This window comes from Brucella sp. TWI432, from assembly GCF_039674445.1.
Classification (GTDB): Bacteria; Pseudomonadota; Alphaproteobacteria; order Rhizobiales; family Rhizobiaceae; genus Brucella; species Brucella chromiisoli.
This window is the reverse complement of the sequence record NZ_JBDJNL010000007.1, coordinates 166,930-178,032: the sequence shown is the minus strand read 5'-3', so window position 1 is coordinate 178,032 and position 11,103 is coordinate 166,930. Positions and strand designations below refer to the sequence as shown.

The window sequence follows — 11,103 nt, the reverse complement described above, 5'->3', positions numbered from 1 at the left end:
AAAACGCCGCTTGAACCACCAGGCCAAAGCGGCTTAAATCAACCCCCAAACCGAGCCGGAAACTCCAATCTTCAAAAGCACAAATAGTCTCAAATCATTCGACGACGGACATACCTTGTAGATGTCCATGACACACCGGAGTGGGCTCTCGCGGCGGCAGAGGATGAAGGCTGGTTATATGACCAGCACACCTACAAAATGATTGAACAAACAATCATTTTTAATGCCGTCGATCTCGTTCCCTTTGCCTCATCTACGGTTTCGCTCGGAGACCGACTTCGACTACTTTCCGCGTTAGACGATGACGGTCCTCTACCTCTTAAGCATTGCTGTCAGTTGGTACGCAATTCTAACGAACCGATGAGCGCTCTGGCCGCGCTCTATTTTTCTGGAGAAGTTTCATTCGACCTGAATGAAAGAATAAGCCCGGAAACTAGGGTTTCGAGAACTTAATCTCACTTCAAAATCAGAATTATCCAGATCGGCATTCGATGCCCGATAACGAGGAGGCTTACCATGAACAATCTGAATTATTTAACTGAAACGATCAGTACGCTCGAAAAATTGATCAACGATCTCAGGGTTTTACGCGAGGGCAAACAACCGGACCTGAACCTTCTGGATAAAAGCCCACTTCTCAACGACTGGGTTCGAACGACACGCTCCTTGCCTTGCCTGGAGGGAATTGTTCTAGAGCATCCGAAGCTGGGTAGCCGCAGACTGATTACGACCAGCGAACTGTTTTTTGTCGATCCGCAACTGCACTTTGCGCGTACGTATTCGCGATTTTATCGACTTGGTAAACCCGCTCCAGTCAGAGGTCTGCGTTAATTTTATGAGGGTGACGTCTATGACAATGTTTCGAATATCGCACTGCAACTGCCGGTCTCCATCTTTCAATGCTGTGAAATCTTGTGAGAAAACAGAATGCAGAATTTTCAACAGACACCAGAAGGTCTGGCGTTGCGCCTTGCTGTTGCGCATCTTACTCGGCAAATTCGAAGGCGAGGTCTTCATGATTTACTCGCGGGCCGGGTGCTCGACCTAGTTGTGACATGTGAACATGCAGATGACCTGGAGCTTTATGAGAAGGCCCTTGGTCGGTTGAACTATTACAATTCGAAACGGCCGTCACAGCGAAGCATCGTCCTACTAACAGCCCAAAAGCGGGATCACAGTGATTTTGGTGATGATCACGTCACCTACAAGCAAACCGTCTATTTCGCACAACAGGTAGCTTCCTTGCCACAGCAGGTGTTGGACTCCGCTGATGATATCATCGAAATCAAGATTGATGGCTCTCTGTGTGAAGCAATTGCAAATGAAAGTCTTCTAACTCCGCCGCGTTTTTCCGATCTGCCTGTCCCTGCCCCGTTCTCGTTACGCATCCTCGCTTCGATGATCTGTCAATCATGGAGTGATCAGGACGTTCAACACAAGCTTGATCGCGTGACCAGAGGAGCAAAAGCGATCAGCACAAAAAACCAGATCAACCTCGATAATATCGCAGGATACGGCGAAGCGGCTTCGTGGGGAAAAAGGCTTGCAGAAGATCTAGCTCTCTTCGCCAAGCGAGAACTGGACTGGGACGATATTGATCGTGGTGTGTTGCTTTGTGGGCCGCCAGGCGTCGGCAAAACGCTTTTTGCTCGTGCATTAGCTGGAACCTGCAGAGTCCCCTTGTTTGCGCACTCTCTAGCGCAATGGCAAGCCAAAGGTAGCTTAGACGACCTGCTCAAAGCGATGCTTCGTGCATTTGAGCAGGCGAAACGGGAAGCGCCATGCATTTTGTTTGTCGATGAAGTTGACAGTTTCGGAACACGATCCCAGCTTTCTGGACGAAACTCCAATTACGCGCGGCAGGTTATCAATGGATTTTTGCAGTGCTTGGACGGGCTGGATGGACGAGAAGGTGTCGTCGTAGTTGCAGCGACCAACGACATCAATGCAATTGACCCTGCGATCATTCGTTCTGGAAGAATTGAACGGCATATTCACATCCCCCTCCCCGATGCAGTCGGAAGGGAACAAATCCTCAAATACCATTTGCGAGATGCCCTGCCAGGGGAAGACATTTCTGAAATCGCTGTTAGGATTGAAGGCGCGTCCGGTGCAGACATTGCCCGACTGGTGCGAGAAGCACGGAGCCGCGCACGAGCGAGGAAAGCCCCTCTAAGCGCGTCAGACCTTGCCATCAATATTCCTTCTCCGCGCCCGGTATGTATTCAAGACATCCGCCGAACAGCCATTCACGAAGCCGGGCATGCTATCGTTGCAGATGAATTGTTCGATGTTACTGGCATCAAACCAGTGTCCGTTCATATCAGGCGAACCTTCGGAGACCGTGATTGCAATCTCGGCGGCACACTGATGCAAATTCGAGCAGATAGAATCCTAACAACCAGAAACGCTTTTGAGGCGCAGATTTGCACACTTTTGGGTGGGTTAGCCGCCGAGAAGGTTGTGTTTGGAGAGACGACTGATGGCAGCGGCGGCGGCTCTCAATCTGATCTAGCAGAAGCGACCCGAATTGCAATTCGGATGGAAGCATCCTTCGGCTTGGGTAACGGGCTGGCTTTCTTAGCTACTATGGATTTGTGCGACGAAACCCTACTGCGCCAAAATACCCATCTCCATCAGCGTGTGAATGAAATCCTTCGAATCCAGTTTGATAGAGCGGTCGGCATCATCGAGAAAAAAGCGAAAGCCGTTTCTTCAATCGCCGCGAAGCTCGAACGTTATTCGATACTCAACGAAAGGCAACTGAAAAGGATTCTTCTGCGAGAAACCAAATCGACTACCCGCGCTCGGAGGCAATAACCAAATTCATTGCCAGAAGATTGCTTAAAATATAAAAATCTATTTTCAGAAGAATGCGAAAGAGGAAAGCATGGCTACAGGTACAGTAAAATTTTTCAATCATGAGAAGGGCTTCGGTTTCATCACACCAGAAAATGGTGGTTCGGATGTATTCGTTCACATCTCTGGTATAATGGCAGGCGGAGACCTCCGGGACGGTGATAAAGTGAGTTATGACGTTGGACAGGATCGCAAGACTGGTAAATCGAAGGCTGAGAACGTTACCCTTCTGTAAGCTCTTCGGCAAACCTGCTCAGTATAGCCTCGGATATTATGATAATGCCCGCGCCAAGCGGGCAATATATCAAGGAACGCTCCATCCGCTGGCTAAATCCACGGCTCCTATTTCGCGTATAAAAATCCAAATCGGCGGTTTAATTCTAAAATCCGCAGGTCCCTGATCTGATTAGAATTGCCAGTGCGATGACGCAGGGAATAAAGCTACACCCCACCACAATATCCTATCAACCAGCCCTAATATCCCCGCGAATAATCGATATTAATGTTTGCGAGGTTGTTCTTCATCTGGAATGGCTAAAATGAAAATTCGTCACTACTTTACTAGTGCGTTCGTTGCGCTCACGGCAATGAGCGGTCAATGTCTTGCAGAGACGACTGAAGTTTCCACTGATGCGCAGGCAGCTTTGAAAAAAAGTCCGGTCTACCGCCTCTACAAAGCTGCCTTAGTAGAATGGACCGCCGATAATTGCTCTCCCGCTATAAATACAGAAAGGGCAATGAGCGCCAAGACTATCTTGAGCGAAACAAATGATACCAACGCTGTAGAACTCTTCCGTACCCTGAATGCGGAACGCGCCTTGCTAATTCGAGACCGGGGAGACGATCCATGTGATCTGGCCATGCGGGATGTATTTACCCCTGTTGAGCAATCGAAAAAAGACTTGCAGGTTCGCACCGCCGCTGAACGGGCTCGAATTCGACCACTTAGAGAGGCTACACTGATTGAATGGGCGGCGAGAAACTGTTCGTCGGCGGTCGCCCCGAAAACCGCCGCTCAGGCACAGCAAACGTTGAAGAACTTTAACGAGGAGGAAGTACGATTTCATCGCCTCGTCGTCTCGTCCGAAATTCATACAGAAACACAGAGCGGTAAGGATGCGTGCAAGTCCGTGTTGAACGAAATTTCGAGTTTGTGATCCGTCTTCAACGTCAGCTCGTGTCTGTAAATAGACATATCGACTTTGGCACGAGGCCGTTGCGTTCCCATACGTGGCAATTAAAAAGGAACTCAAACAAAGATGAAGGTACTTAGCCTTGAAACTCGCTCACATCAATATGGTCGCTAGAAATGCGGAAACGCTCGCTGCATTTTATATGGACGTCATGAAATGCGAGTTGCTTCGCGAGCCCAGGGTTTTATCAGGCGATAAGGTCTCACGTGGTAACGGGCTTTCGGATTGCGAGATCTATTCGATCTGGTTAAAGTTTTCGGAGCTCGAATGGCCCTTCCTTGAGATACATGAGCATAAGACCACCCATTCGCGCGACCTGCCAAAGGTCAATGAACCTGGTTATGGTCATCTTTCTTTCCGGATAGAGAACCTCGACGATATACTTTCGAAAATCATCAGGGCGGGTGGGTCACAGATCGGGCAAACTACAAATTTCGGAACGCCGGAGAAGCCTTACTTTATCGCTTATGCACGTGATCCTGAAGGGAACGTGCTTGAGCTTGAGCAAATGGGCGCGTGAGTTTGGACAGTAAATTACCGACTAACCACGAAGTATGCGTCTTCCGAGACGTAATCAAATAAGGGAATGGTATAGCGTGCCAAGGCGGGAAAGCGTTGTTGCCAGTCCTCGTCAGACAAGTTTCGAAGCCACTGGCAAGTGTTCGTAACTGAACGCGCATAATCGGTAACCGGTATGTATCCGATTTTCTGTGCGGCTTCAGTACTCAAAGTAAACGGAGCAGGAACTGACCAAGGTGTCCAGCCAACGAGCGAATCCTTACCTGCATCTGCGACATTAATTGGCTTAAGTATCCCTTTCCAACGCATGGCTTTGGCAATGTGAGAGCCGATCTCATGAACGGTCGGAGCACCCGGATCTGCTATATTAAGGATGAGGCTCCCAGTTTGGATTAAAGCAGCGTTCGTCACCTCGGCTATGTTCAGCGCGGCAGTCGTATGGAAACGGCTTTTCCCATTAAAACAGATTGGAATCACCTCACGGCCGTCTAACATGCGCTTCACAAACCACCACTCGCGGGGATGCGAAGAATGCGTGCCGTGAATTGCACCGGGACGTAAAATTATAACGGGACGCCTAGCTTTATCGAGTAGCCGTCTTTCGAGCGCAACCTTCTTTGTCGAGTAATTCGTTGAACCAGGTTCGACAGTTGGCTGTTGTTCTGTCATCCCGTCTGGCAAGTCCGGAAAACCATTCTCTCGCGCTTCATCAAGTGTTCTGCCAGATGCATCACGATAAACGCTCGAAGACGAGATCACTACAAACTGCCCAATTGATGACTCCAGTTCGAGCAACTGATTTGCGTGTGTTTCGTCGAACGCCACTGTGTCGATCACAGCATCAGCGCCTTCGCCGATGGCTTGTGCTAAAGCGCCCGGTTGATCACGATCCAAAGAGATTGCCTTAGCGCCAAAGCCCACAGCTTCATCGGGAATGTTTCCATTACGACTTGCGAAGGTAACGCCCCACCCTTCCTTCAACAATTTCAGGCCAACTACCCGACCGATTTGCCCGGTTCCGCCAATGATAAATGCCTGTTTTCCCATGTCGGCTCCCTTTAGTCTGATTGACGATTTCTCGGAACCAAGCAGTTTATAAGGAATCTGCTTGAGCTTGATCAGACATGCGCATGACTATGCGTCAGCCTTAAGCTACCTTGAAGCTATCGACGCTACTTCGCATCACAGTACAATATGAATGTGGGCGCTAAACATGTCACTCTCCGGCGCAGAACCGCCAAGATGATAACCAGAGCCTTGATACTCCGCAACAAACGCCAGTTGCCCAGCATCTCCACCGGACGTCACCGATCATCAGGTCCACCTGTCAAAATCGTTAGCCATAAGCTTATCCTCAAGCCTGTGCTTGAGCCTTCCTGCTCATGCTAAGTGTCTGGCCGAAAGTGGGCGCAGTTCAAACCAATGCTAAACCTGTGCAGCGTCACTTATTTAAGTAAGCATCGCGAATTTTCAGCGCGGCCAAGTTTTTGGAAAATGTTCCCGCAACCATGCTAGCAAAGCTTCGTCACCACCATCATTTGAATTAACGGCGCGTCCATATACGTATGTCGGAGGACAGTCACTCGCATGCTCAGAGACTTTCTCTTGGTCAAACTGACAAACGACTTCATTAAGCGCCTGCAGGCGCTCAGCAATTTTTCCCATCCTCTTACAACTCTCACATGCTCAGTGGACCCCTCCCTGAATCCTTGAGCTGAAAGATCAAGAGCATGAAGCATCTCGAAAAACTCCTGGTACAATTCTCTAGCGCGGAGATTTTTTCCCCGATCATAGTCATCGATGATACTATTGATTTCTTCGAACATTTAGCCCTCACTTTTTGAGAAGGCTATATCTGATCCAATTGAAAACTCTATTCAGTTTCAACAGAAATGGTTAATTCTCGATACTTTCCAGCCGCTAGCGCAAGTTTTTGCATAAGCCAAAATGAACGATTTATCAGATTCAAGCGCACGTCATTTTTAGGATCAAATCCGCTATTAATTAAACGCAGTGACGCTGCAAGATTTGCTTCAGCGAGTTGAATCGCAAACATTAAAGAAAGAAAATTCAGATCTTTAACGTAAATTGAGGCGACGAAGTCATTAATATCTCTATCTATAACATCTCTATCGATGAATTTATCATAGACCAACCTAACAACAACTGATGATTCATTGATATGAATATCACTCAAATTTTCATCGATAAGCAATTCTTGTATGCATTTCTGAAAAAGTTCTTCGATTATTTGTTCCATAAAATTTCTCTATTTTTAGATATATTGGTATGAAAATAATCATATATCAACCTTTAATATTTTTCATAATTGTAAAATTGATAATTAATTAATTAAATTGTGCTTCAAATAATTATACACCTCTTTCCAAATTATTATACATTTTTTGGAGATAAATTGATCCCCATCAGGCATCTATAGAAGACGCGCAATTGGGCTCAAAGGTAAACGTCTCTGAGCACTGCGAACACTCTCGATCAAAGAGACAAGCCCTCAGGGAGCGGTCAAGTCATCAATGAGGATGGTTGCACTTTTTAATGCAGCCTTGACTGCGTTGAGTTCAACAGAAACTTGGAAAGTATTCCGGCGGCTCAAACGTAGCACTGCGTGAAATACAGCATCGGAATGTTCGGCCAGAACGACCAATTGCCACCCGCTTGGCGCGCGAGCGCCCGACAGCCAATATTTGGCAGTACGATCACTTGCCCCTGTCCATTTCGTGATTTCTTTAGCCGCTTTGCGACTATCGCCAAGTTCCGATTTTAACGCGATTGACATCTCTTCTAGAAAAATACGCCGCGCTTGCTTCAGAACATCTGTGCCTTTTTTAGGAACCATTGTTCTTACCCTTATAGTGTATATTAATCCTTTAATCAGCTTTTCCGCCAAGAAAGACGATGATTATTGATTGGAGTCACCAAACAGGTCCCATCTTAATGCCTCCCGTGTCGGCGGCAGCTTATGTTCGTATGTCTACAGATCATCAGCGCTATTCAACCGACAATCAGCTTGCCGTAATTCAATCCTATGCCGAGAAGCACAATTATGAAATTGTTCAACTCTATGCTGACGAAGGTAAGAGCGGCCTCAATCTCCGAGGACGTGACGCATTAACAGGTTTACTTTTCGACATTGAAAACAATCACGTTAATTACAAGGCTCTCCTCGTATACGACGTTAGCCGCCTCGGACGATTTCAAGATCCTGACGAAGCTGCGGTAATTGAGTTGAAATGCAAACGTGCCGGTGTCTCGGTGCATTATTGCGGAGAGCTATTTTCGAATGACGGCAGTATGGGCTCTTCCATCGTTAAAACACTCAAACGCGCCATGGCTGGCGAGTACAGTCGTGATCTTTCCATCAAAGTTTATAATGGGCAAGTGCGCCTAATCCGATTAGGCTTTCGACAAGGTGGTGCTGCCGGTTACGGCCTGCGACGCATGTTAATCGATCAGTGCGGCAATCAGAAAAGCGAACTTTTGCCAGGTCAGCAGAAGAGCATCGCGACTGATCGGGTCATTCTCGTTCCCGGCCCCGCAGAGGAGCAGAAACGAGTGAGGGATATCTACGATTTATTTGTTAATCAGAAACGGACGGAAGCCGAAATAGCCCATCACTTGAACGAGATGGGCGTCCTGACCGATTTAAATCGCCAATGGACGCGAGGTACAGTTCATCAGGTACTTACTAACGAAAAATACATCGGGAACAATGTTTGGGCGAAGACGTCTTTCAAGCTCAAATCCAAACATGCTCGCAATCCCCCGGAAGAATGGGTTCGAGCCGACAGCGTCTTCGAACCAATTGTAACCGGAGAACTTTTCCGGAAAGCTACGGGAATTATTCTCGAGCGTTCTGCGCGATTGAGTGACGAGGCAATGTTGGAGAAACTGGCAAAGGTGTTTCACAATACGGGCTATCTTTCTGGATTGATAATAGATGAAGCGGAAGAATGTCCTTCAAGCAGCGCCTTTACTCATCGCTTCGGTAGTCTGCTTCGAGCCTATACATTAGTGGGGTTTGCACCGGATAAAGATTACAGTTTCATTGAAATTAATAAGGCTTTGCGCGTCAGACATCGCGATCTAATAAGCGAGCTCGTCCAAGGCCTTCAAATTACGGGTGGGACTGTAATCCAGGATCCAGAAACAGATCTGCTCACTATCAATGGTGAGTTTACAGTCTCACTTATAATCGCGCGGTGTCTGACTACGCCCAATGGTCACCTTCGATGGAAAGTCCGGCTCGATACAGAAATCCGGCCGGATTTTTCACTCGTCGTTCGTATGGACCAATCGAACGCTGCCGCTCACGATTATTATCTATTGCCAACAATGACGATTGAGCAAGCCGTGGTGCGCCTTTGTGAAGAGAACGGTTTATATTTCGACGCATTTCGCACTGAATCGCTAGACAATTTTTATTCTTTGGCTGCTCGCGTCCCAATTTCGGAGGTTGCATGATGTCTGCTACACCTGCCCAGAAGATCGAGATGATACCCATTTCCAGTATCACGGTCATTAACGCCCGCAGTCGAAATCGAAAACAGTTTCGAGAAATCATCGACAATATCGGCCAGATCGGGTTGAAAAGACCTATCACTGTCGCGCGCCGTATGACGTCTGAAGGACCATGCTACGATTTAGTTTGTGGTCAAGGGCGTATCGAAGCCTTTATAGCGCTTGGCCAGACCGAAGTTCCAGCACTTGTAGTTAATGCGAGAACGGAAGACTGTTACATCGCAAGCCTAGTGGAGAACTGTGCAAGGCGTAAACTTCGCGCTGTCGATTTGTTGAAAGACATCGCAGGTATGAGTCGGCGCGGCCATTCTGTTCCGAAGATTGCACAAATGACTGGCCTCACGCCCGAATATATTCATGCAATTATAAGCCTCATCGAAAAAGGGGAAGAACGACTGCTCAATGCTGTAGAGTGCGGACAGATTCCATTCTCCATTGCACTGGAAATTGCAGGTGCAGAAAACAACGAGATTCAGTCAGCCTTGCAGACCGCATACGAAAGCAAGCTTCTTCGTGGACGCAAGCTAATACAGGCCAAGAGAATTGTCGAAATGCGTCGTCTTCGAGGTAAAGGCCTAAAGGTTTATGACAGCCGAGCTCGCCCGATGTCATCTGACGCCATTCTCAAGGCATTCGAAGCCGATACGACCAAAAAGAAAATGCTGATCAAGAGAGCTGACGCCGCGAAGAGCAGACTGGCATTCATTATTGCAGCAGTCAAAACGCTTCTTCTCGACAATAGATTAAGGCCAATCTTTGAAGAGGAAGGATTGACAACCATTCCTGAAGTTTTGGCTCGAAAGCTCTAAATCTGGAGAAGGTACATGTCAAATAGTAGTAAAGATGGCTCCGTATCACTAGCTTTCGAAACAACCAGCCTTCGCATTTCGCTGGATTCCATTCTTCCCTTGAGGCCTATTACACCAACCGCGTTACGATCTTCCAAGTATGCTCAAATAGCAGCTTCCATAGGGGAAATCGGCCTAATAGAACCGCCGGTCGTCGTGAGAGACAAGCAGAATGCTACCTTATTTCATCTTTTAGACGGCCATTTGCGTTTGGATGTTTTGCGCAAGAGGGGCGACACCGAGGTCGTATGCCTTGTTGCAACCGAAGATGAAGCCTTCACTTACAACAAAAGGATCAGCAAATTGGCGACGATCCAAGAGTACAGAATGATTATGAAGGCTATCGAAAAAGGTGTTTCAGAGGAACGCTTGGCTCGAGCACTGAACGTTAACATCAACAGCATCAGGGCTAAAAAACGAATGCTCGACGGTATCTGTCCGGAGGCTGCCGAGCTGCTAAAAGACAGACACGTACCGTTGAATTCGATGTCTCAAATTAAAAAGCTGAAACCAATGAGGCAAATTGAAGTCGCCGAACTTATGATTGCGATGAACAACTATAGCCAAAGCTATGCGAATTCGCTTGTGCTATCGACCCCCGAGAGTATGCTGATCGCCCCCAAAAAAGCCGCTAAAGGGCTAACACTTGAGCAGATTTCCAGAATGGAAAGCGAGACGGCAAACTTGGAAAAGGAGTTCAAGATTGCCGAAGAAGACTACGGCAAAGATAACATCGATCTGGTTATTGCCACCGGATACGTCGGTCGATTGCTAGAGAACGTCCGTGTTGTCCGGCAACTTGCCCAATATTATCCGGAGATACTGGCGGAGTTTCAACGAATAAGCGAGAATCGAAAGGCTGCATAAAATTTATGTTGAAACGACTATAGGTGCTTACGGCCCCCGATAGCGCGAACCCATGTGTTATTGAACATAACGGCTCTGATGAGCAGCGCCACAGCGCCCAACGCGATCATGCCAACTGCTATCCCCTGGTCTCCGAACTGCTGATAAAGCCATCCAGATTTTTCAACCGTCTGAGCTGGTTTTCCAAGACGAAGAATGCCTTGGATGAGTGCTCCGAAACCGACGATCAACATGCAAACGCTTCTAATCATAGCGTGCAAATATCAGGTCTGCTCGAT

Annotated in this window: 12 protein-coding genes; 8 read left to right on the top strand and 4 right to left on the bottom strand. The window is 47.6% G+C overall.

Annotated features, from left to right (window positions below; translation table 11 throughout):
* Window positions 1-516: 516 nt before the first annotated feature.
* The 5 genes from ABE527_RS12445 (at window position 517) to ABE527_RS12425 (ending at window position 4,572) form a co-directional block, all read left to right on the top strand.
* On the top strand, window positions 517-831 hold the full coding sequence (locus ABE527_RS12445) for a DUF6634 family protein (protein WP_226622129.1): 315 nt from the start codon (window positions 517-519) through the stop codon (window positions 829-831).
* Window positions 832-927: 96 nt separating this feature from the next.
* The gene (locus tag ABE527_RS12440; protein ID WP_499697108.1) at window positions 928-2,820 is read left to right on the top strand and encodes an AAA family ATPase; all 1,893 of its coding nucleotides are present in this window, start codon (window positions 928-930) and stop codon (window positions 2,818-2,820) included.
* 70 nt (window positions 2,821-2,890) lie between these two features.
* A complete protein-coding gene (locus ABE527_RS12435; RefSeq protein WP_499697107.1) occupies window positions 2,891-3,094 on the top strand; it encodes a cold-shock protein in 204 nt (67 codons plus the stop codon).
* Between the two features lie 304 nt (window positions 3,095-3,398).
* Window positions 3,399-4,016 (top strand): hypothetical protein, encoded by a 618-nt coding sequence (locus ABE527_RS12430; RefSeq protein ID WP_499697106.1) that lies wholly within the window; start codon window positions 3,399-3,401, stop codon window positions 4,014-4,016.
* A 118-nt stretch (window positions 4,017-4,134) separates the two neighbouring features.
* A complete protein-coding gene (locus tag ABE527_RS12425) occupies window positions 4,135-4,572 on the top strand; it encodes a VOC family protein (RefSeq protein ID WP_499697105.1) in 438 nt (145 codons plus the stop codon).
* A 14-nt stretch (window positions 4,573-4,586) separates the two neighbouring features.
* Here ABE527_RS12425 and ABE527_RS12420 read toward each other — a convergent pair whose 3' ends face one another.
* The 3 genes from ABE527_RS12420 to ABE527_RS12410 all read right to left on the bottom strand — a co-directional run bounded on the left by ABE527_RS12420 (window position 4,587) and on the right by ABE527_RS12410 (window position 7,428).
* Window positions 4,587-5,618 (bottom strand): NAD-dependent epimerase/dehydratase family protein, encoded by a 1,032-nt coding sequence (locus ABE527_RS12420; RefSeq protein WP_499697104.1) that lies wholly within the window; start codon window positions 5,616-5,618, stop codon window positions 4,587-4,589.
* An 826-nt stretch (window positions 5,619-6,444) separates the two neighbouring features.
* Window positions 6,445-6,831, bottom strand: a complete 387-nt coding sequence (locus ABE527_RS12415; protein ID WP_499697103.1) for a hypothetical protein — start codon at window positions 6,829-6,831, stop codon at window positions 6,445-6,447.
* 252 nt (window positions 6,832-7,083) lie between these two features.
* The gene (locus ABE527_RS12410) at window positions 7,084-7,428 is read right to left on the bottom strand and encodes a hypothetical protein (protein WP_499697102.1); all 345 of its coding nucleotides are present in this window, start codon (window positions 7,426-7,428) and stop codon (window positions 7,084-7,086) included.
* 59 nt (window positions 7,429-7,487) lie between these two features.
* On the opposite strand from ABE527_RS12410, the gene ABE527_RS12405 reads away from it, so the two are divergent.
* Genes ABE527_RS12405 through ABE527_RS12395 form a run of 3 tightly spaced genes read left to right on the top strand, consistent with a single transcriptional unit; the run spans window position 7,488 to window position 10,825 of the window.
* On the top strand, window positions 7,488-9,053 hold the full coding sequence (locus tag ABE527_RS12405) for a recombinase family protein (protein WP_499697101.1): 1,566 nt from the start codon (window positions 7,488-7,490) through the stop codon (window positions 9,051-9,053).
* Window positions 9,050-9,919 carry a plasmid partitioning protein RepB C-terminal domain-containing protein gene (locus tag ABE527_RS12400; RefSeq protein ID WP_321188159.1) on the top strand — a complete coding sequence of 290 codons (870 nt, stop codon included), beginning with the start codon at window positions 9,050-9,052 and terminating at the stop codon, window positions 9,917-9,919. The genes ABE527_RS12405 and ABE527_RS12400 overlap by 4 nt, the downstream gene beginning before the upstream one ends.
* Window positions 9,920-9,934: 15 nt before the next feature.
* Window positions 9,935-10,825, top strand: coding sequence for a plasmid partitioning protein RepB C-terminal domain-containing protein (locus tag ABE527_RS12395; protein WP_499697100.1), 891 nt, complete (start codon window positions 9,935-9,937; stop codon window positions 10,823-10,825).
* 17 nt (window positions 10,826-10,842) lie between these two features.
* Here ABE527_RS12395 and ABE527_RS12390 read toward each other — a convergent pair whose 3' ends face one another.
* The gene (locus ABE527_RS12390; protein WP_499697099.1) at window positions 10,843-11,058 is read right to left on the bottom strand and encodes a hypothetical protein; all 216 of its coding nucleotides are present in this window, start codon (window positions 11,056-11,058) and stop codon (window positions 10,843-10,845) included.
* Window positions 11,059-11,103 lie beyond the last annotated feature (45 nt).

Coding starts and splice junctions, on each gene's coding strand:
- ABE527_RS12445 (WP_226622129.1), top strand. CDS start 517: ATGAACAATCTGAATTATTTAACTGAAACGATCAGTACGCTCGAAAAA.
- ABE527_RS12440 (WP_499697108.1), top strand. CDS start 928: ATGCAGAATTTTCAACAGACACCAGAAGGTCTGGCGTTGCGCCTTGCT.
- ABE527_RS12435 (WP_499697107.1), top strand. CDS start 2,891: ATGGCTACAGGTACAGTAAAATTTTTCAATCATGAGAAGGGCTTCGGT.
- ABE527_RS12430 (WP_499697106.1), top strand. CDS start 3,399: ATGAAAATTCGTCACTACTTTACTAGTGCGTTCGTTGCGCTCACGGCA.
- ABE527_RS12420 (WP_499697104.1), bottom strand. CDS start 5,618: ATGGGAAAACAGGCATTTATCATTGGCGGAACCGGGCAAATCGGTCGG.
- ABE527_RS12415 (WP_499697103.1), bottom strand. CDS start 6,831: ATGGAACAAATAATCGAAGAACTTTTTCAGAAATGCATACAAGAATTG.
- ABE527_RS12410 (WP_499697102.1), bottom strand. CDS start 7,428: ATGGTTCCTAAAAAAGGCACAGATGTTCTGAAGCAAGCGCGGCGTATT.
- ABE527_RS12405 (WP_499697101.1), top strand. CDS start 7,488: ATGATTATTGATTGGAGTCACCAAACAGGTCCCATCTTAATGCCTCCC.
- ABE527_RS12400 (WP_321188159.1), top strand. CDS start 9,050: ATGATGTCTGCTACACCTGCCCAGAAGATCGAGATGATACCCATTTCC.
- ABE527_RS12395 (WP_499697100.1), top strand. CDS start 9,935: ATGTCAAATAGTAGTAAAGATGGCTCCGTATCACTAGCTTTCGAAACA.
- ABE527_RS12390 (WP_499697099.1), bottom strand. CDS start 11,058: ATGTTGATCGTCGGTTTCGGAGCACTCATCCAAGGCATTCTTCGTCTT.